General features: G+C 68.6%; 22 protein-coding genes. 9 read left to right on the top strand and 13 right to left on the bottom strand.

Going from position 1 to position 25,297, the window contains the following annotated elements; genetic code table 11:
- Nucleotides 1-17: 17 nt before the first annotated feature.
- From ACFZDC_RS04585 to dnaA, 8 genes are all read right to left on the bottom strand, one after another.
- Nucleotides 18-758 (bottom strand): DUF3566 domain-containing protein, encoded by a 741-nt coding sequence (locus tag ACFZDC_RS04585; RefSeq protein ID WP_391320058.1) that lies wholly within the window; start codon nucleotides 756-758, stop codon nucleotides 18-20.
- 18 nt (nucleotides 759-776) lie between these two features.
- Entirely contained in the window at nucleotides 777-3,371 is a 2,595-nt protein-coding gene (gene gyrA, locus ACFZDC_RS04580; protein ID WP_391320056.1) for a DNA gyrase subunit A, read from the bottom strand.
- 42 nt (nucleotides 3,372-3,413) lie between these two features.
- The gene (gyrB, locus tag ACFZDC_RS04575; protein WP_391320054.1) at nucleotides 3,414-5,483 is read right to left on the bottom strand and encodes a DNA topoisomerase (ATP-hydrolyzing) subunit B; all 2,070 of its coding nucleotides are present in this window, start codon (nucleotides 5,481-5,483) and stop codon (nucleotides 3,414-3,416) included.
- Nucleotides 5,484-5,845: 362 nt separating this feature from the next.
- Nucleotides 5,846-6,382 (bottom strand): DciA family protein, encoded by a 537-nt coding sequence (locus ACFZDC_RS04570; RefSeq protein ID WP_391320052.1) that lies wholly within the window; start codon nucleotides 6,380-6,382, stop codon nucleotides 5,846-5,848.
- A complete protein-coding gene (recF, locus tag ACFZDC_RS04565) occupies nucleotides 6,379-7,500 on the bottom strand; it encodes a DNA replication/repair protein RecF (protein ID WP_391320050.1) in 1,122 nt (373 codons plus the stop codon). The genes ACFZDC_RS04570 and recF overlap by 4 nt, the downstream gene beginning before the upstream one ends.
- Before the next feature lie 52 nt (nucleotides 7,501-7,552).
- The gene (gnd, locus tag ACFZDC_RS04560; protein ID WP_391320048.1) at nucleotides 7,553-8,428 is read right to left on the bottom strand and encodes a phosphogluconate dehydrogenase (NAD(+)-dependent, decarboxylating); all 876 of its coding nucleotides are present in this window, start codon (nucleotides 8,426-8,428) and stop codon (nucleotides 7,553-7,555) included.
- A gap of 192 nt (nucleotides 8,429-8,620) precedes the next feature.
- Complete coding sequence (gene dnaN, locus ACFZDC_RS04555) at nucleotides 8,621-9,751, bottom strand: DNA polymerase III subunit beta (RefSeq protein WP_391320046.1); 1,131 nt, start codon at nucleotides 9,749-9,751, stop codon at nucleotides 8,621-8,623.
- Nucleotides 9,752-10,970: 1,219 nt separating this feature from the next.
- The gene (gene dnaA, locus ACFZDC_RS04550; protein ID WP_391320044.1) at nucleotides 10,971-12,920 is read right to left on the bottom strand and encodes a chromosomal replication initiator protein DnaA; all 1,950 of its coding nucleotides are present in this window, start codon (nucleotides 12,918-12,920) and stop codon (nucleotides 10,971-10,973) included.
- Nucleotides 12,921-13,293: 373 nt separating this feature from the next.
- On the opposite strand from dnaA, the gene rpmH reads away from it, so the two are divergent.
- From rpmH to ACFZDC_RS04505, 9 genes are all read left to right on the top strand, one after another.
- On the top strand, nucleotides 13,294-13,431 hold the full coding sequence (gene rpmH, locus ACFZDC_RS04545) for a 50S ribosomal protein L34 (RefSeq protein WP_005482975.1): 138 nt from the start codon (nucleotides 13,294-13,296) through the stop codon (nucleotides 13,429-13,431).
- Nucleotides 13,432-13,451: 20 nt separating this feature from the next.
- Nucleotides 13,452-13,823 (top strand): ribonuclease P protein component, encoded by a 372-nt coding sequence (gene rnpA / locus ACFZDC_RS04540; RefSeq protein WP_391320042.1) that lies wholly within the window; start codon nucleotides 13,452-13,454, stop codon nucleotides 13,821-13,823.
- Entirely contained in the window at nucleotides 13,820-14,185 is a 366-nt protein-coding gene (gene yidD / locus ACFZDC_RS04535; RefSeq protein WP_391320040.1) for a membrane protein insertion efficiency factor YidD, read from the top strand. The genes rnpA and yidD overlap by 4 nt, the downstream gene beginning before the upstream one ends.
- 3 nt (nucleotides 14,186-14,188) lie before the next feature.
- Nucleotides 14,189-15,460, top strand: a complete 1,272-nt coding sequence (gene yidC / locus ACFZDC_RS04530) for a membrane protein insertase YidC (RefSeq protein WP_391320038.1) — start codon at nucleotides 14,189-14,191, stop codon at nucleotides 15,458-15,460.
- 15 nt (nucleotides 15,461-15,475) lie between these two features.
- On the top strand, nucleotides 15,476-15,982 hold the full coding sequence (locus ACFZDC_RS04525; RefSeq protein WP_391320036.1) for a R3H domain-containing nucleic acid-binding protein: 507 nt from the start codon (nucleotides 15,476-15,478) through the stop codon (nucleotides 15,980-15,982).
- A gap of 118 nt (nucleotides 15,983-16,100) precedes the next feature.
- Complete coding sequence (gene rsmG, locus ACFZDC_RS04520; RefSeq protein ID WP_391320034.1) at nucleotides 16,101-16,817, top strand: 16S rRNA (guanine(527)-N(7))-methyltransferase RsmG; 717 nt, start codon at nucleotides 16,101-16,103, stop codon at nucleotides 16,815-16,817.
- A gap of 289 nt (nucleotides 16,818-17,106) precedes the next feature.
- A complete protein-coding gene (locus tag ACFZDC_RS04515; RefSeq protein ID WP_391320696.1) occupies nucleotides 17,107-18,180 on the top strand; it encodes an AAA family ATPase in 1,074 nt (357 codons plus the stop codon).
- The gene (locus ACFZDC_RS04510; protein WP_391320033.1) at nucleotides 18,177-19,277 is read left to right on the top strand and encodes a ParB/RepB/Spo0J family partition protein; all 1,101 of its coding nucleotides are present in this window, start codon (nucleotides 18,177-18,179) and stop codon (nucleotides 19,275-19,277) included. The genes ACFZDC_RS04515 and ACFZDC_RS04510 overlap by 4 nt, the downstream gene beginning before the upstream one ends.
- A gap of 316 nt (nucleotides 19,278-19,593) precedes the next feature.
- A complete protein-coding gene (locus tag ACFZDC_RS04505; protein WP_391320031.1) occupies nucleotides 19,594-20,211 on the top strand; it encodes a GNAT family N-acetyltransferase in 618 nt (205 codons plus the stop codon).
- A gap of 137 nt (nucleotides 20,212-20,348) precedes the next feature.
- On the opposite strand, the gene trxA is transcribed toward ACFZDC_RS04505, so the two are convergent.
- From trxA to ACFZDC_RS04480, 5 genes are all read right to left on the bottom strand, one after another.
- Complete coding sequence (gene trxA / locus ACFZDC_RS04500; RefSeq protein WP_097217897.1) at nucleotides 20,349-20,681, bottom strand: thioredoxin; 333 nt, start codon at nucleotides 20,679-20,681, stop codon at nucleotides 20,349-20,351.
- Nucleotides 20,682-20,731: 50 nt separating this feature from the next.
- Complete coding sequence (gene trxB / locus ACFZDC_RS04495; RefSeq protein ID WP_391320028.1) at nucleotides 20,732-21,703, bottom strand: thioredoxin-disulfide reductase; 972 nt, start codon at nucleotides 21,701-21,703, stop codon at nucleotides 20,732-20,734.
- A gap of 171 nt (nucleotides 21,704-21,874) precedes the next feature.
- Nucleotides 21,875-22,810: a zf-HC2 domain-containing protein gene (locus tag ACFZDC_RS04490; protein ID WP_391320026.1), complete on the bottom strand. Its 936-nt coding sequence runs from the start codon at nucleotides 22,808-22,810 to the stop codon at nucleotides 21,875-21,877.
- Complete coding sequence (gene sigM / locus ACFZDC_RS04485; RefSeq protein ID WP_391320024.1) at nucleotides 22,807-23,532, bottom strand: RNA polymerase sigma factor SigM; 726 nt, start codon at nucleotides 23,530-23,532, stop codon at nucleotides 22,807-22,809. Before sigM ends, ACFZDC_RS04490 begins: the two co-directional genes overlap by 4 nt.
- A gap of 22 nt (nucleotides 23,533-23,554) precedes the next feature.
- On the bottom strand, nucleotides 23,555-25,255 hold the full coding sequence (locus ACFZDC_RS04480) for a protein kinase family protein (protein ID WP_391320022.1): 1,701 nt from the start codon (nucleotides 25,253-25,255) through the stop codon (nucleotides 23,555-23,557).
- Between the last annotated feature and the right edge of the window lie 42 nt (nucleotides 25,256-25,297).

Raw genomic sequence — 25,297 nt, 5'->3', positions numbered from 1 at the left:
GGAGTCGGCAGGTGAGGTCACTCGTCCTCGGCCAGCGTCAGCTCGATGCCGCCCACGAAGCCCGCGGAGAGGTTGTAGATGAACGCACCGAGCGTCGCCAGCGCCGTCGCGAGGACCACGTCGATGACCGCGATGATCGCCGCGAACGTCAGGACGTGCGGGAGGGAGAGGAAGGCCTGCAGGTCGAAGCCGTTCGCCTCGTTGGACCCGGTCGCCTCCGAGATCGTGCCGCCGACCGTCGAGAACACGCCCATCGCGTCCATGACCATCCACAGCACCGCCGAGGCGACGATGGTGCAGATGCCCAGCGCGATGGAGAGCAGGAAGCTGACCTTCATGACCGACCACGGGTCGGCCTTGGCGACGCGCAGCCGGGCCTTGCGGGTGCGCGGCGCGGTCCGCGCACCGGTGCGCGGCCGGCGCACGGCGCCGGCCGGGGCCTGCGCCGGATAGGCCTGCGGCGGGTGGTAGGGCCCGTCGGGCTGCTCGGGGCGCCGCTCGCCGGGCAGCGGGGACGCCGGCCGCCCCTCGGCCGGGCCGGCCCCGGGCTGGGTCTGCGGGCCTCGGGTGTCCGTCACAGTTGCCCCCTGGGGTCCATGGGTGCCGGAAGAGTCCGTCACGGGAGCCTTCACCGGCTTCAGGTTGGTCGTGTGCGGGTCGGTCGCACTCCCCGCGCTCGCGGCGGAGCCACGGCCGCCGCCGTCCGTTTCCGTACCCGTGGAGGTACCGGCCGATCCGGCGCCCGTGGCTCCGCTCACGATGACTCACTCCTCGTGCTACTCAGCCGAGGGCGCCTCACCCTCGTCCGTGCCGGTGGTCGCGGCACCCTCGGCGGACTCGTCGACGGCCTCCTCGCCGTCGACCTCCTCCGCCTCGCGCCCCGCCTCGGCGTTACGTGCGATGCCGACCACGGCATCGCGCTTGCCCAGGTTGATCAGTTGGACGCCCATGGTGTCACGGCCCGTCTCCCTGACCTCGCTGACTCGCGTACGAATCACACCGCCGGACAGGGTGATGGCGAGGATCTCGTCGCTCTCCTCGACAATCAGCGCGCCGACGAGAGAACCGCGGTCCTCCACGATCTTGGCGGCCTTGATGCCGAGGCCGCCGCGACCCTGGACGCGGTACTCGTCGACGGCGGTCCGCTTCGCGTACCCACCATCCGTCGCAGTGAACACGAACGTACCGGGTCGAACGACATTCATCGAGAGAAGCTCGTCGCCCTCGCGGAAACTCATCCCCTTGACGCCGGAGGTGGCGCGGCCCATCGGGCGCAGGGTGTCGTCCGAGGCGGTGAACCTGATGGACTGTGCCTTCCTGCTGACCAGAAGCAGATCGTCATCGGCCGAGACGAGTTCGGCACCGATCAGCTCGTCGTCGGAACCGCCCTCCCGCTCGCGCAGATTGATCGCGATCACGCCGCCGGAGCGGGGCGAATCGTAATCCTTCAGAGGCGTCTTCTTGACCAGGCCGGACTTGGTGGCCAGGACCAGGTACGGCGCCGCCTCGTAGTCGCGGATCGCGAGGATCTCGGCGATGGCCTCGTCCGGCTGGAAGGCGAGCAGGTTCGCCACGTGCTGGCCGCGCGCCTCGCGGCCGGCCTCGGGCAGCTCGTACGCCTTCGCCCGGTATACCCGGCCCTTGTTGGTGAAGAACAGCAGCCAGTGGTGCGTGGTGGAGACGAAGAAGTGGTCGACGATGTCGTCTTCCTTCAGCTTCGTGCCGCGCACACCCTTGCCGCCGCGCTTCTGCGCCCGGTAGTCGTCCGTCTTCGTCCGCTTGACGTAGCCGCCGCGCGAGACGGTGACGACGATGTCCTCCTCGGCGATCAGGTCCTCGATGGACATGTCGCCCTCGTACGGGATCAGCTTGGTCTGGCGGTCGTCGCCGTACTTCTCGACGATCGCGGCCAGTTCCGCGCTGACGATCCCGCGCTGGCGGACCGGGGAGGCGAGGATCTGGTTGTACTCGGTGATCTTCGCCTGGAGTTCGTCGTGCTCCTGGACGATCTTCTGGCGCTCCAGGGCGGCCAGACGGCGCAGCTGCATCTCGAGGATGGCGTTGGCCTGGATCTCGTCGATCTCCAGGAGCTCCATCAGGCCGGTGCGCGCGATCTCGACGGTGTCGCTGCGCCGGATCAGCGCGATGACCTCGTCGATGGCGTCCAGGGCCTTCAGCAGGCCGCGCAGGATGTGGGCGCGCTCCTCGGCCTTGCGCAGCCGGAACTTCGTCCGGCGGACGATGACCTCGATCTGGTGCGTCACCCAGTGGCGGATGAACGCGTCGAGCGAGAGCGTCCGCGGCACCCCGTCGACCAGCGCCAGCATGTTGGCGCCGAAGTTCGTCTGGAGGTCGGTGTGCTTGTACAGGTTGTTCAGCACGACCTTGGCGACCGCGTCCCGCTTGAGGACGATGACCAGGCGCTGGCCGGTGCGGGACGACGTCTCGTCGCGGACGTCCGCGATGCCGCCGATCTTGCCGTCCTTGACCAGGTCGGCGATCTTCTGCGCCAGGTTGTCCGGGTTCACCTGGTACGGCAGTTCGGTGACCACCAGGCACTGACGGCCCTGGATCTCCTCGACCTCGACCACCGCGCGCATCGTGATGGAGCCGCGGCCGGTGCGGTACGCCTCCTCGATGCCCTTGCGGCCGACGACGAGCGCCCCGGTCGGGAAGTCGGGGCCCTTGATGCGCTCCATGAGCGCGTCCAGCAGCTCCTCGTGCGACGCCTCGGGGTTCTCCAGGTACCACTGGGCACCGGCCGCGACCTCGCGCAGGTTGTGCGGCGGGATGTTGGTCGCCATGCCGACCGCGATACCGGCCGAGCCGTTGATCAGCAGGTTCGGGAAGCGGGCCGGCAGGACGGTCGGCTCCTGGGAGCGGCCGTCGTAGTTGTCCGTGAAATCGACGGTCTCCTCGTCGATGTCGCGGACCATCTCCATCGACAGCGGCGCCAGCTTGCACTCGGTGTACCGCATCGCCGCCGCCGGGTCGTTGCCCGGGGAGCCGAAGTTGCCGTTGGAGTCGACCAGCGGCATGCGCATCGACCACGGCTGGGCGAGGCGCACCAGCGCGTCGTAGATCGAGGAGTCGCCGTGCGGGTGGTAGTTGCCCATGACGTCGCCGACGACACGGGCGCACTTGTAGAAGCCGCGGTCGGGGCGGTAGCCGCCGTCGTACATCGCGTACAGCACCCGGCGGTGGACGGGCTTGAGACCGTCCCGGACATCGGGCAGCGCACGGGACACGATGACGGACATCGCATAGTCCAGGTACGAGCGCTGCATCTCCGTCTCGAGCCCGACGGGCTCGACGCGCATCGTGATTTCGCCGCCCTCTTCAGGGGTGACGGGGGTGTTCTCGTCGGCCATTGCTGGTGGGGATCCTTCCTGGTGCGGTCAGCTGAGACCGACTCAGATGTCGAGGAAGCGGACGTCCTTGGCGTTGCGCTGGATGAACGCGCGGCGTGCCTCGACGTCCTCGCCCATGAGGACCGAGAACAGGTCGTCGGCCTGGGCGGCGTCGTCGAGGGTGACCTGGCCGAGGACCCGGTGCTCCTGGTCCATGGTGGTCACGCGCAGCTCCTCGGCGTTCATCTCGCCGAGACCCTTGAAGCGCTGGATCGAGTCCTCACGGATGCGCTTGCCGCGCTGCCGGCCCATCTCGATCAGCGCGTCGCGCTCCCGGTCCGAGTACGCGTACTCGATGTCGTCCCGGCCCCACTTGATCTTGTACAGCGGAGGGCGGGAGAGGTACACGTGCCCGGCCTCGACCAGCGGCCGCATGAAACGGAACAGGAAGGTCAGCAGCAGGGTGCTGATGTGCTGGCCGTCGACGTCGGCGTCCGCCATCAGGATGATCTTGTGGTACCGGAGCTTTTCGATGTCGAAGTCCTCGTGCACGCCGGTGCCGAAGGCGGAGATCAGCGCCTGGATCTCCTGGTTCTGCAGGATCTTGTCGATCCTGGCCTTCTCGACGTTGAGGATCTTGCCTCGGATCGGGAGGATCGCCTGGTACTGCGGGTTGCGGCCGGACTTGGCCGAACCGCCGGCGGAGTCACCCTCGACGATGAAGATCTCGCACTTGGTGGGGTCGTTCGACTGGCAGTCCGACAGCTTGCCCGGCAGGGACGCCGACTCCAGCAGGCCCTTGCGGCGGGTCAGGTCACGCGCCTTGCGGGCCGCCACGCGCGCGGTGGCCGCCTGGATGCCCTTGCGGACGATGTCCGCGGCCTCGACCGGGTTGCGGTCCAGCCAGTCGTTGAGGTGCTCGTAGACCGCCTTCTGCACGAAGGTCTTGGCCTCCGTGTTGCCCAGCTTGGTCTTGGTCTGGCCCTCGAACTGCGGCTCGCTCAGCTTGACCGAGATGATCGCGGTCAGACCCTCACGGATGTCGTCACCGGTGAGGTTGTCGTCCTTCTCGCGGAGCAGCTTCTTGTCGCGCGCGTACTTGTTGATCAGGCTCGTGAGGGCCGCGCGGAAGCCCTCCTCGTGCGTACCGCCCTCGTGGGTGTGGATGATGTTGGCGAAGGAGTACACGCCCTCGCTGTAGCCGCTGTTCCACTGCATCGCGACCTCGAGGGACAGGCTCTTGTCCTTGTCCTCCGCGTCCAGGTCGATGACGGTGGGGTGCACCGCGTCCCCCTTGCGGGAGTTGAGGTACTTCACGAAGTCGACGATGCCGCCCTCGTAGTGGTACGTGACCGCCTTGACCTCGGCCTTCTCGTCCGCACCCGCCTCGTCGGCGCCTGCGACCGCCTTCGCCGACTCGCGCTCGTCAGTGAGTTTGATCGTCAAACCCTTGTTGAGGAACGCCATCTCCTGGAAACGCCGCGACAGCGTCTCGAAGGAGTACTCGGTGGTCTCGAAGATGTCCGCGTCGGCCCAGAAGGTGACCGACGTGCCGGTCTCCTCGGTCGGCTCGTGCTTGGCCAGCGGTGCCGTCGGGACGCCCATCTTGTAGTCCTGCGTCCAGCGGTACCCGTCGGTCTTCACCTCGACGGAGACCTTGGACGACAGGGCGTTCACGACGGAGACACCGACACCGTGCAGACCGCCGGAGACAGCGTAGCCGCCGCCGCCGAACTTGCCGCCCGCGTGCAGCACGGTCAGCACGACCTCGAGGGCCGGCTTGCCCTCGGAGGGCACGATGCCCACGGGAATGCCACGGCCGTTGTCGACGACACGCACTCCGCCGTCGGCGAGGATCGTCACGTCGATGGTGTCCGCGTAGCCGGCCAGCGCCTCGTCGACCGAGTTGTCGACGACCTCGTACACCAGGTGGTGCAGACCGCGCTCACCGGTTGAGCCGATGTACATACCGGGTCGCTTGCGGACCGCGTCCAGCCCTTCGAGCACGGTGATGGCGCTGGCGTCGTAGGAAGCGGAGGCTGTGGCCTCGGCGTTCACGCCGGCGTCGGTGGACGGGATGTTCTCGTTGGGGTTGCCGGAATCGGCCACGAAGCGCCCTTTCTGGCACAGCACGAGCCGGGCTCGTCGGCGGATTGCCGGAGCGGCTGCGGCATGTTGCGTTGGTCAGCCTTGATCAGCGTTGCTCAGCTTTTCCCGGGCGGTCCCCACGTTGGGGCGGGATTGGCTTCCAGTCTACCGGTAGCGCCGACAGTGATGGGGCTTTGCGGGCACCTGAGTCCCCATGTGCCGCCCTCAACTGGTCTCGGCCGGGTCCCGATATACGGAAGGGGGCTCCGAGGGGCTCACAGCGGCACTCAGCGCTTCGAGCCGTCAACCCTTGGCTACTGGGGGGTCAGAGGGCGATCCGGTGGCGATCCACACCTGTGCACAGGGGCACGCCGACACCAGGCGTCGACTCCACGACGTGAGGTACGTCACCCATAGGTGTCGCCGGGGCCCGTACTCCCCGGAGCGCGCAGCGGGCCGTAGCGGCGGGCCGGGCCGCCGGGGCCGTGCACCTTGATCAGCCGGACCGTGCCGTGGCCGAGGTCCTCGTTGAGCCGGGCGACCAGGGCCGGGGCGAGCAGCCGCAGCTGGGTCGCCCACGCCGTCGAGTCGCACCCCACGGACAGCACGCGCTCGTCCTCGTCGTACCTCTGCGGCACGCAGTGCTTGGCCAGGTCCTCGCCGACGATCTCCGGCCAGCGGCCCATGACGCCGCCCACCGCGGCCGGAGCCTCCCAGCCGCGCTCGCTGATCAACCGGTTGATCGCGGCACCGAGCGCCAACGGGTCACGACCGTCGGCGCCCGCGCCGGAGCGCAGACCGCCGCCGCGCCGCGCCTGCTTCTTCTGCCGCGCCGCGTCCCCACGCGCGCGTGCCTGCTCCTTCGCGGCACGCAACGCCACGCGCGCGAGGTCGACACCGGAGGGTTCCGGAGCCTTCTCGGGAGTGGGTTCCTCGGTGCTCATACGCGCTCCACCGTCCCGTCGGCCACCGCGTACCGGGCGCCGGCCAGTACAAGCGGTACGTCGTCGTCCACAGCGGCGGTGACCAGCACCTGCTCGCCGGGCGCGACCAGCTCGGCCAGCCGCTCACGGCGGCGGGCGTCCAGTTCGGCGAATACGTCGTCCAGGATCAGCACCGGCTCGTTGCCCTCCGCGCGCAGCAGGTCGTAGGAGGCGAGGCGCAGCGCGAGCGCATAGGACCAGGACTCGCCGTGCGAGGCGTAGCCCTTGGCGGGCAGCTCACCGAGTTTGAGCGTCACATCGTCCCGGTGGGGGCCCACAAGGGTGACGCCCCGCTCGATCTCCTGCTTGCGCGCCTCCGCGAGAGCCGCCATCAGCTGGGCGTAGAGCTCCTCGCGCACGTGCGCCTCGCCGGGCGCGGACGGCTTGTACTCCAGCGCGACCGGCCCGCCACCGGGTGCCAGTTGCTCGTACGCCTTGTCGGCCAGCGGCTGCAGCGCGGCGATGAGATCGAGCCGCTGGGCCAGCAACTCGGCGCCCGCGCGCGCGAGATGCTGGTCCCACACGTCGAGCGTGGACAGGTCCATGGAGCGCCCGCCGTGCCTGCGCGCCAGGGCGGCGGTCTTCAGGAGCGTGTTGCGCTGCCTGAGCACCCGCTCGTAGTCGGAGCGCACGCCCGCCATGCGCGGGGAGCGCGCGGTGATCAGCTCGTCCAGGAACCGGCGCCGCTCACCGGGGTCGCCCTTCACCAGGGCGAGGTCCTCGGGCGCGAACAGCACGGTCCGTACGATCCCCAGTACATCCCTCGGCCTGACCTGCGAGGACCGGTTGACGCGGGCGCGGTTGGCGCGGCCGGGGTTCAGCTCCAGCTCGACCAGTTGCTGTCGCTCGCCCTGCCTGACCTGCGCCCGGATGACGGCCCGCTCGGCCCCCATGCGGACCAGGGGGGCATCGGAGGAGACGCGGTGGCTGCCGAGGGTCGCGAGGTAGCCCACCGCCTCGACCAGGTTGGTCTTGCCCTGGCCGTTGGGGCCGACGAAGGCGGTGACGCCCGGGTCGAGCGGGACCTCGACCCGGGCGTACGAGCGGAAGTCGGCCAGCGAAAGATGCGTGACGTGCATGGTCGTTCGCCGACCTCCCCCAGGGTTGTGGATCGCGGGGCGACCCTGTGGATTACTTCTTCTCTACGGCGTGGCCGCCGAACTGGTTGCGCAGCGCGGCGATCATCTTCATCTGCGGCGAGTCCTCCTGGCGGGAGGCGAACCGGGCGAACAGCGACGCGGTGATCGCGGGAAGCGGCACCGCGTTGTCGATGGCGGCTTCCACAGTCCAGCGTCCCTCACCCGAGTCCTGTGCATAACCGCGCAGGCCGTCCAGGTGCTCGTCCTCCTCGAGGGCGTTCACCGCGAGGTCGAGCAGCCAGGAGCGGATGACCGTGCCCTCCTGCCAGGAGCGGAAGACCTCGCGGACGTTCTCCACGGAGTCGACCTTCTCCAGCAGCTCCCAGCCCTCGGCGTAGGCCTGCATCATCGCGTACTCGATGCCGTTGTGGACCATCTTCGCGAAGTGGCCCGCACCGACCTTGCCGGCGTGCACCGAGCCGAAGTCGCCCTCCGGCTTGAGCGCGTCGAAGACCGGCTGCGCCTTGGCGACGTTCTCGGCGTCGCCGCCGTACATCAGCGCGTACCCGTTCTCCAGGCCCCAGACGCCACCGGAGACACCGCAGTCGACGAAGCCTATGCCCTTGGCGGCCAGCTCCTCGGCGTGCCTCTCGTCGTCCGTCCAGCGGGAGTTGCCGCCGTCCACGACCACGTCGCCGGGCTCCAGCAGCTCGGCGAGCTGGTCGATCGTGGACTGGGTGGGCTCGCCCGCCGGGACCATCACCCAGACCACACGCGGACCGCTGAGCTTGCCCACAAGCTCTTCCAGGCTGTGGACATCCGCGAGGTCGGCGTTGCGGTCGTATCCGAGGACGGTGTGGCCCGCGCGGCGGATCCGCTCCCGCATGTTGCCGCCCATCTTGCCGAGGCCGACGAGACCGAGCTCCATCAGTTGTGTTCCTTAGGTCGCTGTGTGGCGTGTGGGGCGAGTTCGCACCCACACACGACCCTAAACCCGGACGGTCTCGCACAGCTGTGGGCATACGCGCTCATGCGTGGCCCCCCACCTGCGGGTTCTTCCACAGGCCGGGCGGTTCTCCACCGGCCTGTGGACGACTTCCGACAGCTCAGCCCCAGCCGCTCAGCCGCTCAGCCGCACCGGCATGATCAGGTACTTGTAGGCCTCGTCCGCCTCGGCGTCCACCGCCGGCCTGCCGCTGAGCAGCGCGGGCTTGGTGGACGTCGTGAACGACAACTGGGCCACGGGGGAGTCGATGGCGCTCAGGCCGTCCAGCAGGAACGTCGGGTTGAAGGCGATCGAGATGTCGTCGCCCTCCAGCTGGGCGTCGACCCTTTCCACAGCCTGTGCGTCGTCGCTGGAGCCGGCCTCCAGGATCAGCACGCCCTGCTCGAAGCTCAGTCGCACCGGGGTGTTGCGCTCGGCGACCAGGGCCACACGCTTGACGGCCTCCACGAAGGGGGCGGTCTCGATCACGGCGACGGAGTTGAACTCGGTCGGGAACAGCGTGCGGTACTTCGGCAGGTCGCCCTCGAGCAGACGCGTGGTCGTACGACGGCCCGCGCCCTCGAAACCGATGAGGCCCTCGCCCGCACCGGAACCGGACAGCGCCAGCGTGACGCTGTCACCGGCGCCGAGCGACTTGGCGGTGTCCAGCAGCGTCTTGGCCGGGACCAGGGCCACCGCGGAGGTGTCCGGATTCTCCGGCTTCCACAGGAACTCGCGGACCGCGAAGCGGTAGCGGTCGGTGGAGGCCAGGGTGACCGTGTCGCCCTCGATCTCGATACGCACACCGGTCAGGACGGGCAGCGTGTCGTCACGGCCGGCGGCGATGGCCACCTGGGAGACGGCGGCCGCGAAGACCTCACCGGGGACGGTGCCCGTCGCGTTCGGCATCTGCGGCAGCGCCGGGTACTCCTCCACAGGCAGGGTGTGGAGGGTGAACCGGGAGGAGCCGCAGACCACGGTCGCCCGTACACCGTCTGTGGAAATCTCCACCGGGCGGTTGGGGAGGGCGCGGGAGATGTCGGCGAGCAGTCGGCCGGAGACGAGGACGGTGCCGTCCTCCTCGACCTCCGCCTCGACGCTCACGCGGGCGGAGACCTCGTAGTCGAAGCTCGACAGGCTCAGCTGGCCGTCCTCGGCCTTGAGCAGGAGGCCGGCGAGGACAGGCGCCGGCGGACGGGCCGGGAGGCTGCGTGCAGCCCACGCCACTGCCTCCGCGAGTACGTCGCGTTCCACCCGGATCTTCACCGTAAGCCGCCTCCTGCTGTTGCTACTGAGTCCTCCGACTCGGTGCCACCGCCCACTGCGACGGGCAGGACACCGGGGACCAGTCTGACGCACCGCACTGACAGTAGGTGCCTGTCGGGGTCAAGTCGCTCCGAGGGGCAGCCGGGCTCGAGAGAGCGAGTTGTGCACAGGTCCCGCTTCGAAACGGATTCCCAGCTCTCTCTAGTCGGGAGTAGTAGTAGGGCCTGTGGATACCGTGGATAACCACGTTTGCCCAGCTCAGAGCGGGAATTTTGTCCACTGACCCTGTGCATGGAGGCGGTGGACAACCGGGGGTATCTGTGGAGAACAGAAAGTTCTGCACACACCGCCCACAGCCCGAGGGCAGTTCTCCCCAGCTGTGTCCCCAGGTTTACCCACGTTTCCCACACCCCAATCCGGCACCTTCGTGTGACGGCTTTCACTCGACGCGGTGAGCGGGTGCGTCGGGTTGCCGAACAGTGGACAGCCATGTGGAGAAGCGGCCGATCGCTGGGGACAACAGGCTCCAGCCTGTGGGCTGCCCGTGGACAACTTCGTACACAGCCTGTGGATCCTCGCTTCGTCCACAGTCTGTGGAGATCGTTCGTCCACGATTCCACAGGCAACTGAGCTGGGCGGACGCCGTTTCCCCAGGTTCCCTGTGGACACAGTTCGGGACAACTCCGCAGTCCCCAGGATGTGGACGCAAGAAAGTCACCGAATCTGTGGAGAGTGGCCGTAACCAGGCACTTAATCGAACACCGGATGACCGACGAAGGACGCTCCACAGGCTGTGGGGAGCCTCCCCGACGCCCCCATCGGCCGCCCCGGGCCCCCTCCGGCGCGCTTCCCGGGCGCGCTACCCGGCACCCGGCGATCACCTGCTCCCGGACGTCTGGGTGCCCTGCGCGCTGCCGCGGCCGACCGGCGCCTCGGGCCGGCGGGCGTCACTGCGGCCCGTCGGCGCCTTCGGCTGAGGTGCGGTGTCTCGGCCTGCCGACGCCTTCGCCCGCTGACGGGCCTCGGCAGGCCGGCCTGCGGTCGCTGGGCTGATCCGTGGCCTGCTGCAAGCGCGGGCGCCGTGGGCGAGCGGTGGCTCCCGGCCGCCTCCAGGCGCCCCGCGAGCACCGTGCCATCGGCGTTCCCCCTGCCCGCAAAAGCCTGAGGGCGCCCCGGGATCTCCTTCCCGGGGCGCCCTCAGCGCTGTCGTACAGCCGTGTCAGCCGTTCTTGATGCGGTTCGTCAGCTCCGTCACCTGGTTGTAGATCGAGCGCCGCTCGGCCATCAGCGCGCGGATCTTGCGGTCGGCGTGCATGACGGTCGTGTGGTCACGGCCGCCGAACTGCGCGCCGATCTTCGGCAGCGACAGGTCGGTCAGCTCGCGACACAGGTACATGGCGATCTGTCGGGCGGTGACCAGGGCGCGGCCGCGCGAGGTGCCGCACAGGTCCTCCACCGTCAGCCCGAAGTAATCGGCGGTGGCCGCCATGATGGCGGTCGCCGTGATCTCCGGGGCGGAATCCTCGCCGCCGGGGATCAGGTCCTTCAGGACGATCTCGGTCAGGCCCAGGTCCACCGGCTGCCGGTTGAGCGAGGCGAACGCCGTCACCCGGATCAGCGCGCCCTCCAGCTCACGGATGTTCCGCGAGATCCGCGAGGCGATGAACTCCAGGACCTCCGGCGGGGCGTTGAGCTGCTCCTGCACCGCCTTCTTGCGCAGGATCGCGATACGCGTCTCCAGTTCGGGCGGCTGGACGTCCGTGATCAGACCCCACTCGAAACGGTTCCGCAGCCGGTCCTCCAGCGTGACCAGCTGCTTGGGCGGCCGGTCGGAGGACAGCACGATCTGCTTGTTGGCGTTGTGGAGCGTGTTGAAGGTGTGGAAGAACTCCTCCTGCGTCGACTCCTTGTCCGCGAGGAACTGGATGTCGTCGACAAGGAGGATGTCCATCTCGCGGTAGCGCTTGCGGAAGCTGTCGCCCTTGCCGTCGCGGATGGAGTTGATGAACTCGTTGGTGAACTCCTCCGAGCTCACGTACCGCACCCGCGTGCCCGGGTAGAGGCTGCGCGCGTAGTGCCCGATCGCATGCAGCAGATGCGTCTTGCCGAGTCCCGACTCCCCATAGATGAACAGGGGGTTGTACGCCTTCGCGGGCGCCTCGGCGACGGCCACCGCGGCCGCGTGCGCGAACCGGTTGGAGGCCCCGATGACGAACGTGTCGAAGAGGTACTTCGGGTTCAGCCGCGCGGTCGGTTCACCGGGACCGCTCGCCGGCGCGGGCTGCGCGGCCTGCGGACCGGACGTACCGCTGCCGCCGGCGGACGGCAGGTCGGGGCGCGACGGGCCGCCTCGGCGCACCGGGCCGACACCGGACGACTGCTCGGGCAGTTCCCGGCGCACCGGGTCGCGCTGGTCGTACTCGGCGCGGGGAGCGTCGTAGTCCGGGCGGTCGTACTTCGGGCGCGGGGTGTCGTACTCGCCGCGCTGCGGGTCGTACGACGGGCGCTCCATGCCCTGCGGGCGGTAGTCCTGGGACGGCGAACCGTAGGCGTCCTGCCCGGAGGAGCCGTAGGTGTCGTGCGACGGCGAGGCGTAGGGGTCTCGCTCGGGGAAGCCGAGGCGCGGCTGCTGCCAGCCGTAGTCGCCCTGCGTGGGCCGCGGCCATGCCCCGGGTTCGGGGCGCTGGTACTCGGACGGATACGCGGGGCGGGCGGTCGGCAGCTGGTCCCCGCGGGATGCCGGCTCGCTGCCCGGGAGCGGTTCGGGGGCACGGTGGCGGCCATAACCCTCGTACGGTCCGGAGGGCAGCTCCGGCTCCTCGTAGCGCGGCTGCGGCTCTTCGTAGCGCGGCTGCGACTGGGCAGGGGGTGCCTGCGGGGCCGAAGGTTCGCCCGCGGAGTCGTCCACGGTGATCGCGATGCGGATGGGGCGGCCGCACTCGCGGCTCAGGGTCTCGCTGACGATCGGCGCGAGACGGCCCTCCAGCACGCCCTTCGCGAACTCGTTCGGTACGGCGAGCAGAGCGGTGTCCGCGACCAGGGCGAGCGGCTGGCAGCGCCGGATCCAGTGTTCGTCCTTCGCCTCGACCCCCTGTCCGCGGCCCTCACCAAGGAGCTGCTCCAGTACTCGTGGCCACACTGCGGCAAGATCGGCAGGTACGTCAGCCACAGGGCACGCTCTCTCACAGGTCCCACGAACGTGTGGTTCGCGGACGGGTCGGGATGAATATCGGTTCGGCTGGGGATAAAGGAACGAATCGGAGTTCAGCCACGGTAGTCAGCGCGGCGGGTGCGGTTCAAGTCGTTGTCCCCAGCCTGTGGATAGTGTCTCTCCGGGACCCCTGGTTTGACCGGATGGCGTAGCCCCGCGTACCGTAACCAGGTCGAGTTGTCGATGGCTGCTGCCGCCTGCCTCCGATGGGCACAGATCACTTCAGGTGATCGGGAAGCGGTGCACTCGGGCGTGACGCGAGCTACTCGTGGGCGCACGGTGACAGCCAGGACGGCACCCCGCCACTACCGATTTTTTCTGGAGCCCCCGAGTGAGCAAGCGCACCTTCCAGCCGAACAACCGTCGTCGCGCGAAGACCCACGGCTTCCGCCTGCGGATGCGTACCCGTGCCGGCCGCGCGATTCTCGCGAACCGCCGCAGCAAGGGTCGCGCCAGCCTGTCCGCCTGATCTGATCAGGTCATGACGTCGTGCTGCCTACCGAGCATCGGCTGAGGCGGCGCGAGGACTTCGCGACCGCGGTACGACGAGGTCGTCGGGCAGGCCGGCCGACCCTCGTCGTCCACCTTCGTAGCGGTGCCACGGACCCGCACGCGCCTGGGGAGAGCGCTCCCCCGACGCGTGCGGGTTTCGTCGTGAGCAAGGCTGTGGGTGGCGCGGTTGTGCGCAACCAAGTGAAGCGCAGACTGCGCCATCTGATGCGTGACCGAGTCGCCCTGTTTCCCCCCGGTAGCCTGGTAGTCGTACGAGCGCTGCCCGGAGCGGGCGACGCAGACCACGCACAGCTGGCCCGAGACCTGGATGCCGCCATTGAGCGGCTGCTGGGAGGGGGCGCGCGATGAAGTACCCGCTGCTGGCTCTGATCAAGCTGTACCAGTGGACGATCAGTCCACTGCTGGGGCCGGTGTGCAAGTACTACCCGTCGTGCTCCCACTACGGCTACACGGCCATCGACCGGCACGGCGCGGTCAAGGGAACGGCACTCACCGCCTGGCGCATCCTCCGGTGCAATCCGTGGTCGCTCGGCGGTGTGGACCATGTGCCGCCGCGCAAGCGCCCGCGGTGGCACGAACTGCTGCGCGACGCTTGGCGCGCACGCAAGGGCGGGACCTCCGCCGCCGAACCGGCCACCGAAAAGAAGCCTGATTCCGAGCTTCCTTCGAGCCCGGCCGCAGAGACTTCGTCCCATGCCCAAGGAGCATGATTAGTGGACACGATTGCCAGCCTCTTCAGCTTCATCACGACACCTGTCTCCTGGGTCATCGTCCAGTTCCACGCGGTGTACGGCGCCATCTTCGGCCCCGACACCGGATGGGCCTGGGGCCTGTCCATCGTGTCTCTGGTGATCCTGATCCGCATCTGCCTGATCCCGCTCTTCGTGAAGCAGATCAAGGCGACCCGGGCCATGCAGACGCTCCAGCCCGAGATGAAGAAGATCCAGGAGCGCTACAAGAACGACAAGCAGCGTCAGTCCGAAGAGATGATGAAGCTGTACAAGGAGTCGGGCACCAACCCGCTCTCCTCGTGCCTTCCCATCCTGGCGCAGTCCCCGTTCTTCTTCGCCCTGTACCACGTGCTCAACGGCATCGCGTCGGGCCAGACCATCGGCGTCATCAACGAGTCGCTGCTGGAGAGCGCGCGTAAGGCGCACATCTTCGGGGCCCCGCTCGCCGCGAAGTTCAGGGACGGCGCCGACACGATCCACGCGCTGGGCGCCTCGGTCATGGACGTGCGGGTCGTGACCGTGGTCATGATCGTCCTGATGTCGGCGTCGCAGTTCTACACGCAGCGCCAGCTGATGACGAAGAACGTCGACACGACGGTGAAGACGCCGTTCATGCAGCAGCAGAAGATGCTGATGTACGTCTTCCCCATCATGTTCGCCTTCTTCGGTATCAACTTCCCGGTCGGTGTCCTCGTCTACTGGCTGACCACCAACGTGTGGACCATGGGCCAGCAGATGTACGTGATTCACAACAACCCGACCCCGGGTTCCAAGGCGCAGGCCGCCTACCTGGAGCGACTCACCAAGCACGTGACGCACCACGGCAAGATCCGCCGCCGGAGCGAGAAGACCATCGTCAGGGCCATCGTCACCAAGGGCCGCGACCGCAACGAGGCCGAGCGCAAGTTCATCAATGCGCTGACCAAGGCCGGCCTCGCCGCCCAGGCCGACGGCACCGTGGTGAAGAGCGAGAGCCAGGCCGTGGTGCAGACCGAGGACGGCACGACCACCGCCACCGCCACCGCCGCGCGGCGCCAGCAGCCCAAGCGTCAGACCAAGGCCCAGCGCCAGTCCGGGCCCAAGCAGCCGGACGATGCCCCGGTCACCTCGCTGGAGAAGTCCGACGAGCCGCAGGACGCCAAGCCCGCCGCTGCCAAGCAGCCTCAGAAGCCCGGCTCGGCCACCCGTAGCAAGGCCCAGTCCGGCCAGCGCAAGGGTGGCCCGCAGCGGCCCAAGTCCCCGTCCAAGAAGTAAGAAGGAGCCCATCCCGTGACGGAAGGCACCACCTCCGCCGAGGGTGCAGACACCCTCACCCGCCTGGAGCAGGAGGGTGACATCGCGGCGGACTACCTCGAGGGTCTGCTGGACATCGCCGACCTCGACGGCGACATCGACATGGACGTCGAGGCCGACCGCGCCTCCGTGTCGATCATCAGCGACACCGGCAGCCGGGACCTGCAGAAGCTGGTAGGCCCGGACGGCGAGGTACTGGAGGCACTCCAGGAGCTGACGCGCCTGGCCGTGCACCGGGAGACCGGCGACCGCAGCCGGCTGATGCTGGACATCGCGGGCTACCGGGCCAAGAAGCGCGCCGAGCTGTCCGAGCTGGGCGCCAAGGCCGCCGCCGAGGTCAAGAGCTCCGGCGAGTCCGTGAAGCTCGAGCCCATGACCCCATTCGAGCGCAAGGTCGTGCACGACGCGATCAAGGCCGCCGGATTGCGCAGCGAGTCCGAGGGCGAGGAGCCGCAGCGCTTCGTCGTCGTACTTCCCGCCTGATCGGCTCCCCCCGTTTCACCGGCCCCGTCTGTTGAGCAGACGGGGCCGAACTTTGTCAGCCTGGTAGTTCTGGTGGCCGGTGCGCGAAGCACCGGCGCTGTACGGAAGGACGGTCCCCGTGACGGAGGCAGCGGAGCTTCCCCCCGCGCCCGAGCAGGCGCGGGAAGTGTTTGGTGATCGCTTCGCCGATGCGGTCCGCTATGCGGAGCTGCTCGCCGAGGCGGGCGTGCAGCGTGGCCTGATCGGCCCGCGCGAAGTGCCCCGGCTGTGGGAGCGGCACCTGCTGAACTGCGCGGTCCTCTCGGAGGCTGTGCCCGAGGGGGTGACGGTGTGCGATGTCGGTTCGGGCGCCGGCCTGCCGGGCATTCCGCTGGCCCTGGTCCGGGACGACCTCAACATCACGCTGCTGGAGCCCTTGCTGCGGCGCACCACCTTCCTCACCGAGGTCGTCGAGCTGCTGGGCCTGGATCACGTCACCGTGGTACGGGGCCGGGCCGAGGAGGTCATGGGCAAGCTGACGCCGGTCCACGTGGTGACCGCCCGCGCCGTGGCCCCCCTGGACCGCCTGGCCGCCTGGGGCATTCCGCTGCTGCGCCCCTACGGCGAGATGCTCGCACTCAAGGGGGACACGGCCGAGGAGGAGCTGAAGGCGGCAGCCACCGCACTCAGCAAGCTCGGGGCGGTGTCGACGTCCATCCTGCATGTGGGTGAGGGTGTGGTGGATCCCCCCTCCACCGTCGTACGGGTCGAGGTGGGTGAGAGCCCGGGCGGTGTGCGCTTCGCGGCCAAGCGAGCCAAGGCGGCCCGGACGGGGCGGACACGACGCCGTCGCTGACCCCAAGGGAACCGCCGTCTCTGATCCGTCCTGACGACGAGACGTACTCCACACAAGCTGCCAAACCTACGCAAGCCGGAGTGTCGCGAAGATCCGGTCGCTGTTGCTGTGCATGGTGTTTCACGTGAAACGTCGCTCACTGCTGCACGGCATCATCAGTCGCGGCCGCGCTGCGGCCGAACCCCGCGACCGAAAGCCTCTCGGTTCACTCGGAGAGGCACCGGAGTTGTCCACAGAGGTGGATTTCTCCACAGAACACCAGGCCTCACTGGTTCACGACCCCGAAGACATGGGAGGCTCTGTTCATTGCGAGCCTGAAGTCGAGGAGAGTGAATCCTTGCGGTCCGACGCCAACATCGCGGGACCGATGACCGATCCGGTCCCCGGTCCCCGTACCGAGTCGATGGGGGCGGATGTTTCACGTGAAACACCGCCTCCGATGGACGACACTCCCATCGGTCGTGCTGCCCAACTGGCGGTGGAGGCTCTGGGTCGCGCGGGCGAAGGCCTGCCGCGACCGGAGCAGACCCGAGTCATCGTGGTCGCCAACCAGAAGGGTGGCGTGGGCAAGACGACGACCACCGTCAACCTTGCCGCTTCGCTGGCTCTGCACGGCGGCCGTGTCCTTGTGATCGACCTCGACCCACAGGGCAATGCGTCCACGGCGTTGGGGATCGACCACCATGCCGAAGTCCCCTCCATCTATGACGTGTTGGTCGAGAGCAAGCCTCTCGCCGAGGTCGTCCAGCCTGTCCCGGACGTCGAAGGCCTCTTCTGCGCCCCCGCCACCATCGATCTCGCCGGTGCGGAGATCGAGCTGGTGTCCCTGGTGGCCCGGGAGAGCCGGCTCCAGCGCGCGATCCAGGCTTACGAGCAGCCGCTGGACTACATCCTCATCGACTGCCCACCGTCCCTCGGTCTGTTGACGGTCAACGCGCTCGTGGCGGGCCAGGAGGTTCTCATCCCCATCCAGTGCGAGTACTACGCGCTGGAGGGGCTGGGCCAGCTGCTGCGCAACGTGGACCTGGTGCGGGGGCACCTCAACCCCACGCTGCATGTGTCGACCATCCTGCTCACCATGTACGACGGCCGGACGCGTCTCGCCTCGCAGGTCGCGGAGGAGGTGCGCACTCACTTCGGTGACGAGGTGCTGCGGACGAGCATCCCCCGCTCGGTCCGTATCTCCGAGGCGCCGAGCTACGGGCAGACGGTGTTGACTTACGATCCTGGATCGAGCGGTGCCCTCTCCTATCTTGAGGCGGCCCGAGAAATCGCGCTGAAGGGTGTTGGCGTCAGCTACGACGCGAGCCAGGCCCATATCGGCGCCCAGAACGATCCGAACATGGTGGAGGGGATCCAGTGAGCGAGCGACGGAGGGGGCTGGGCCGTGGACTCGGCGCCCTGATCCCTGCTGCCCCGACCGAGAAGAACCCGGCTCCGTCCGCGATGGGGAGCGGAGCGTCCACGTCCCCGGCAGCGGTCCCGGTGCTGACGACCGACCGAGGGGTGGCCGCGGCGAAGGTGGCCACGCTGCCACCTGTTTCACATGAAACCGAGGAGCCCTCGGCGAGCCCTCTCACGGACGCGCCTGCGGCTCCGATGGGTGCTCACTTCGCCGAGCTCCCCCTCGACTCCATCACGCCGAACCCGCGTCAGCCGCGTGAGGTCTTCGACGAGGACGCGCTCCAGGAACTGGTCACCTCCATCACGGAGGTCGGTCTCCTCCAGCCCGTCGTCGTACGACAGGTGGGCCCCGCCCGCTATGAGCTGATCATGGGTGAGCGTCGCTGGCGAGCCTGCCGTGAGGCCGGCCTCGAGGCCATCCCGGCGATCGTCCGGGCCACCGATGACGAGAAGCTCCTCCTGGACGCCCTGCTGGAGAACCTGCACCGGGCGCAGCTGAACCCGCTTGAAGAGGCGGCTGCCTACGACCAGCTGCTGAAGGACTTCAACTGCACGCACGACCAGCTGGCGGATCGCATCGGGCGATCCCGTCCCCAGGTCTCCAACACCCTGCGGCTGCTGAAGCTGTCGCCGGCGGTGCAGCGCAGGGTCGCCGCCGGAGTTCTCTCCGCCGGGCACGCCCGGGCACTGCTGGCCGTCGAGGACTCCGAGGAGCAGGACCGACTGGCCCATCGCATTGTGGCCGAGGGTCTCTCCGTGCGGGCCGTCGAGGAGATCGTGACCCTGATGGGCTCGCGGCCCCAGACGACCCAGCGGTCCAAGGGCCCACGGGCCGGTGCCCGGGTCTCGCCGGCGCTGAGCGAGCTGGCCACCCGCCTGTCGGACCGCTTCGAGACCCGGGTGAAGGTCGATCTCGGGCAGAAGAAGGGCAAGATCACCGTCGAGTTCGCCTCCATGGAGGATCTTGAGCGGATCCTCGGCTCTCTCGCCCCGGGCGAGGGGCCGGTCCTGCAGAAGGGCCTCCAGGAGGGCGATTTCGAGGATCAGGACGACTGATCGTCGGGTGGTCCCGCCGAATGTGCGGGGGAGCGGATCGTGTCCGGTGTGTACCGGGACTCGGTCCGCTCTTTTGCTTTGAGGCGGTATCTAGGGAATCGCATCGTGGCTACGATGCGAATGGATAGGGCGCATCCACCTGGCAGATCTCTGAGTGGGGAGACGGGGGCATGCGATCGATGAGCCGCACTGGACTGGTGAGCGCGGGCCTGGGTCTCGGGGTGGTCGGCGGATTCGTCGGCAGCCTGCTCAGGGAACGGAGCGCTCTGACAGCCGCTCGCGACGCTGCGGGCGAAGAAAGCGAGGAACAGCCTTCATGGGCCGTCGGCTCGTACCGCTCACGCTGGACAACCTTCAGGACCTTCCCAAGCGCTGTCGCTCGTGCGTCTTCTGGGAACTGGACCCCGTCAGCGGCGAGGCCGCGGTAAGGGCGGGTACCTCCGCTCTGGAGAAGGAGTCCTGGATCTCCGCCGTCCTGCTCGACTGGGGTTCGTGTGGCCGGGTGGTCTACGTCGACGATGTCCCCGTGGGTTTCGTGCTCTACGCGCCGCCGGCCTACGTCCCGCGCTCCACGGCGTTCCCTACCAGTCCGGTCTCCCCGGATGCCGTTCAGCTCATGACGGCGTTCATCATGCCCAGCTATCAGGGGCAGGGGCTGGGCCGGGTAATGGTCCAGGCGGTCGCCAAGGATCTGCTGCGGCGTGGCTTCAAGGCGATCGAGGCGTTCGGTGACGCCGGCTGGAAGGAGCCCGCCTGTCTGCTGCCCGCCGACCATCTCCTGGCCGTGGGCTTCAAGACGGTCCGGCAGCACCCCACGCATCCCCGGCTTCGGCTGGAGCTGCGTTCGACGCTCTCCTGGAAGGAAGACGTGGAGCTGGCGCTGGACCGGCTTCTGGGGGCCGTACAGAAGGAACCGGCGCTGCGACCGTTGTAGAGGCGGTCGGCACCGGCGCTGCGGCGTGTAGAGATCGGCTTCAACTGAGGGCGGCACGCAAATGGACCAACCCGGTGGGGTTGGCCCATTCGTGTTTCACGTGAAACATGTGCCGCCCGCTCGACGGCACCGCCCGACTATTCGGCGATGAACTCTTCGAGGTCGCGCACGATGGCGGCCTTCGGCTTGGCACCGACGATCGTCTTGGCTACCTCGCCACCCTGGTAGACGTTCAGGGTCGGGATGGACATGACGCCGTACTTGGCGGCCGTACCCGGGTTCTCGTCGATGTTGAGCTTGACGATCTCGATCTTGTCGCCGTACTCGGCGGCGATCGCCTCGAGCGACGGGGCGATCTGGCGGCACGGACCGCACCAGGCGGCCCAGAAGTCCACCAGGACGGGCTTGTCGCTCTTGAGGACGTCCTGCTCAAAGGAGTCGTCGGTCACATTCTTCAGGGTGCCGGCCACGGCGGGCTCCTTAATTTGATCGTGCGGTGGGGCGGGGAAGGGGGTGGAGGTCAGACGACGGCGGTCTTCTCGGGCTCGGCCTTGTCCTCGTCAGCGAGGGCGGCGAGGAAGCGCTCGGCGTCGAGGGCGGAGGAGCAGCCGGTGCCGGCCGCGGTGATCGCCTGACGGTAGGTGTGGTCGACGACGTCGCCGGCGGCGAAGACACCGGTCACGTTGGTGCGGGTGGACGGAGCAGCGACCTTCAGGTAGCCCTCCTCGTCCAGGTCCAGCTGGCCCTTGAACAGCTCGGTGCGCGGGTCGTGGCCGATCGCGATGAACAGACCCGTCACAGGCAGCACGGACAGCTCGCCGGTCTTGAGGTTGCGCAGCTTGAGACCGGAGAGCTTCTGGTCGCCCTGGATCTCGGCGACCTCACTGTCCCAGACGAACTTGATCTTCGGGTCGCCGAAGGCACGCTCCTGCATGGCCTTGGAGGCGCGCAGGGTGTCACGGCGGTGGACGATCGTGACGGACTTGGCGAACCGGGAGAGGAAGGTCGCCTCCTCCATCGCGGTGTCGCCACCACCGATCACGGCGATGTCCTGGTCCTTGAAGAAGAACCCGTCACAGGTGGCACACCAGGAGACGCCACGACCGGAGAGTGCGTCCTCGTTCGGCAGGCCGAGCTTGCGGTGCTGGGAGCCGGTGGCGACGATGACGGCCTTCGCCTGGTGGACCGTGCCCGCGGTGTCGGTGACGGTCTTGATCTCACCGGTCAGATCGACGGAGACGACGTCGTCCGGAACCAGCTCGGCGCCGAAGCGCTCGGCCTGCGCCCGCATGTTGTCCATCAGGTCGGGACCCATGATGCCGTCGCGGAAGCCCGGGAAGTTCTCCACCTCGGTGGTGTTCATCAGCGCACCACCGGCGGTGACGGCACCCTCGAACACCAGGGGCTTCAGCGACGCGCGCGCGGTGTAGAGCGCCGCCGTGTAGCCGGCGGGCCCGGAGCCGATGATGATCACATTACGGACGTCGCTCACGGCTTGATTCCTCGTCTCTGGTCTGTGTCAGTCGACCGGCGGGAGCCCCTTTCGGAACTCTCACCCCACCCAACGGATCCTAAGGGGCGCGCATTCCCGGTGTGTCCGGGCACACGGGGAAGGCACACAGTACGGATGACCGCACTGATGGAGACGAATCCCTGTCCGTATTCAGGACCGTGGGAAGGACTGCTTGAGCAGAACCTCGCCGGAGGCGGGGTTCTGACTGACGCAGGCCGCGTCGACCACATAGGCCGTGACCCGGTTGCCGTCGTCGGCGTCGGGCAGCACGACGAGATAGGCGCTCTTCCCGGCATAGGTGCCCACCTTGGCGCCCAGGACGGCGTCGCTGCGGTGGATCACGTGCCGGACACAGTCGGGAACCGAGGGCTGGGTCTGGATGAGGGTGTTCGCGCTCTGGGTCGACGCGGGGCTGTTCTGGTCGGACTCGACGCCCGAGCGCGGCCGCTGACTGTCGGAGCCCCGTTGCGCACCCTTCTTTGTGGCGAGCAGATCCTTCACCTGACTCTTCACGCTGTTCCCGGAGAAGGCACGGGCGGACGGTGTCGGCTGGTCGTGTGCCGTCGTGCTGGAGCCACCGCCGCTGAGCGAATGCAGGACCAGGGACCCGGCACCCAGGAGGGCAGCCGTGAGAACAGTACCCAGGACGACCGTCCTCCGGCGCCGCCCGAGCTCGCGCCCCTTGCGTCCCGGACCAGTCGCCGCATGGGGTCGGCCGACCGGGCGGTCCGCCACGGCCGACGTTTCACGTGAAACACGACCGCCAGTGCCCCCGTCGGCTGCGTCTTCGGAGGCGGAAACCAGGACGGGCGCATCCAGGGCTGCAGGTGCGGTGGAGGCCAGCAGCGCTTCGGCCGCGAGGGCGGCATCGATACGCCCGGCGATGTCGGTCGGCATCCGCGGTGGGCCCGGCACGGTACCCAGCAGCCCCCGAATCTCCCCCAGCGAGGCGTGGATGTCCGCGCACCGCTCGCAGCCTTCGAGGTGGCGCCGTACCTCCGTGCTTCGGACGGGCGGGAGGAGTCCTTCGGTGAGGTCGGAGATCTCGGCGACGTCCGGGTGCCCGGCCGTGTCCGTCGAAGTCACGCTCGCCCACCTCCGCCCTTCACTACGGCTGAATCGCTTGGCCCGGTATCTCGTGGGTCCTCGTCAGGGGACCCCGTTGACGGTGGGACGGATGTCCCGTGCACTCGGTTCCGTCCCGGCTCGGGTTCTTTCTCGTCACCGACGGCTCCGGGCCGCAGATGGGTGAGCAGCGGAAGCAGTCTGGCTCGGCCTCGGGCGCATCGGCTCTTCACCGTCCCCGTGGGTGCGTCAAGGATCCGAGCGGCCTCGGCCACGGGGTAGCCCTGCATGTCCACGAGCACCAGAGCCGCACGCTGCTCGTACGGAAGCGTGCCGAGCGCCTCGAGGAGCTGCCGGTGCAGATCGTTCCGTTCGGCGGGAGCGTAAGCCGACTCGTGAGGCTCCAGCAGCTGCTCCAGTCGCTCCGTGTCGTCGACCGGAGCGGTTTTGCGGGAGGCCGCCTTACGCGCACGGTCCAGGCAGGCGTTCACGGTGATCCGGTGCAGCCAGGTGGTGACGGCCGACTGCCCTCGGAAGGTGTGGGCAGCCCGGTAGGCCGACACCAGGGCGTCCTGAACGGCGTCAGCGGCCTCCTCCCGGTCCCCCAGCGTCCGCAACGCCACGGCCCAGAGCCGATCCCGATGCCGCCGCACAATCTCACCGAAGGCATCGGGGTCGCCTTCAACGTGGCGGGCGAGCAGGTCCTGGTCGCTCACTCCGTCATATCCGGCGCCCTCTGCCATCTGCCCCTCCCGAGTGGAGACCTCAGCTGGTCACCTTGATGTCTGCCACTCTCCCGCGCCAGTGGCCCTGACCGTCCGCAGGCAGCTTGGTCAACCACACCAGGAGGTACTGGGTTTTGAGTGACGTGCCGGGCTGCAGCACCACGGTGGTGCCCGAGCCGTTGGCAGCCTTGGTGTAGGCGTCGAACGACGTCGGCTCCGCTCCCGCGTCAGCGCTCGCCGCCCGTAGCTCGACCGACGTCTGCCCCACGAAGGTGACCGTTACCTTTCCGACCTGCTGAACCTTGCCCAGGTCGAGGATGACGCCGACGCCTGACTTCAAGTTGCCGAACTCCGGGCTCAGGTAGAAGTCCGTCTGCCAGTAGCTCGCGTTGCTGGTGTCGTAGGCGTTCCCTATGCCGTCGGGCTTCTCGGACTGGTCCTTGCCGAACGGGTCGAAGTCACGGGCGCCCTTGATGGCGATCGGCTTGCCGGACGTCGGGTTCTTCGGGCTCGTGCCGCCGCCGTCCTGCGTCTGGGTCTTGTTGGTGTCGTTCGACTTGTCGCCATGGTCCATCAGGGCGTCCGCCAGCTGCCAGCTGCCCAGGCCCAGGGCGGCGATGAGCAGCGCCGAGACCGCCCACTTCAGCACCCTGCCGGTGCGGCTCTGCAGAGGGGGCGGCGGCGGGGTGATCGGCTGCGTGACGCCGGGGCGCGGTGCCGGGTGGCCGTAGGTGCCCTGCTGGTACGTCGTGCGCTGGTAGTCCGGCGGGGCCGTGAACGCCGGCTCCGGGGGGCGGATGCGGGGCATCTCGCCGATCGCCTTGACGAGCTCCTCCGGCGTGGTGCACGGGGCCTCGTGGCGCGAGGCGGTGGCGCCGTCGTTGACCAGGGCCCGCATGGCGAGTTCGGACAGGCCGCGGTGGACACCGGCGCGCACCTGGTCCGGTGCGATCAAACCGACGTCCTTGGGCAGGCCGGACAGACCGTACGCGTCGTTCTCGTACGGCCACCGCTGCGTGAGTGCCGCGTACAGGAGGGCGCCGATCGACTCGGTGTCGTTGCGCTGTGGGGTGTCGGAGCTGATGCCGCGCAGCGCCGCGTTGACGGCGAGGCCGCGGATGCGCCACTGGCCGGTGGAGGCGCGCAGGACGGCGTTCGGGTTCAGCCGCAGATGGGCGAGGCCCTCGCGGTGGGCGGCGGCCATGGCGGAGGCGATCTGACTGACCATCTGGTAGGCGTCGTGCGGCTCCAGTGGGCCGGCCGCCAGCAGCGTGGTCAGTTCGGTGGCGTCGGGCAGCCACTCGTGCACGACGTAGACGAGGTCGTTCTCCTCGACGGCGTCCAGGACCTGCACGAAGCGCGGATCGCCGAGCAGCGCGGAGGAACGGGCGGCGGCCAGTACGGAACGGGCTCGCGCATGGTCAGCGGGCAGGATGTGGACGCCGACGGCACGACGGAGTTTCTCGTCGACCGCACGCCAGCTGCTGAATCCGTCCAGACGGGTGACGCACTCCTCGAGACGGTAGCGTCTGGCGAGTTTGTGACCGCTGTGCAGTTCTGGCGGTGAGGCTTTCTTGCCGGGACCCTCTGGCCCCCCGCTCCCCTGTGCCTCGTCGCTGTCCGTGTCCCGCTCCGGGTTCTGGGCCACCCCGTCGGCCGTGGACTGGTCCGCCTTGGCGGTCAGCGGCTGATCACCGCTGTTGTCTGCCACGTCGACGGCAGCCGTGCTCCGTTCCGCCACCGTCGTCCCTGCCTCCCCATCCGTTGCACGCTGTCCGACGCC

Source organism: Streptomyces sp. NPDC007905 (assembly GCF_042959345.1).
Lineage (GTDB): Bacteria > Actinomycetota > Actinomycetes > Streptomycetales > Streptomycetaceae > Streptomyces.
This window is presented reverse-complemented; position numbering and strand designations above follow the sequence as displayed.

Bases quoted from the DNA above. Each gene is read 5' to 3' on its own strand.
- gyrA (WP_391320056.1), bottom strand. From the start codon at position 3,371: ATGGCCGACGAGAACACCCCCGTCACCCCTGAAGAGGGCGGCGAAATC.
- ACFZDC_RS04570 (WP_391320052.1), bottom strand. From the start codon at position 6,382: ATGAGCACCGAGGAACCCACTCCCGAGAAGGCTCCGGAACCCTCCGGT.
- recF (WP_391320050.1), bottom strand. From the start codon at position 7,500: ATGCACGTCACGCATCTTTCGCTGGCCGACTTCCGCTCGTACGCCCGG.
- gnd (WP_391320048.1), bottom strand. From the start codon at position 8,428: ATGGAGCTCGGTCTCGTCGGCCTCGGCAAGATGGGCGGCAACATGCGG.
- yidD (WP_391320040.1), top strand. From the start codon at position 13,820: ATGAAGTACCCGCTGCTGGCTCTGATCAAGCTGTACCAGTGGACGATC.
- ACFZDC_RS04515 (WP_391320696.1), top strand. From the start codon at position 17,107: ATGGGAGGCTCTGTTCATTGCGAGCCTGAAGTCGAGGAGAGTGAATCC.
- ACFZDC_RS04505 (WP_391320031.1), top strand. From the start codon at position 19,594: ATGGGCCGTCGGCTCGTACCGCTCACGCTGGACAACCTTCAGGACCTT.
- sigM (WP_391320024.1), bottom strand. From the start codon at position 23,532: ATGGCAGAGGGCGCCGGATATGACGGAGTGAGCGACCAGGACCTGCTC.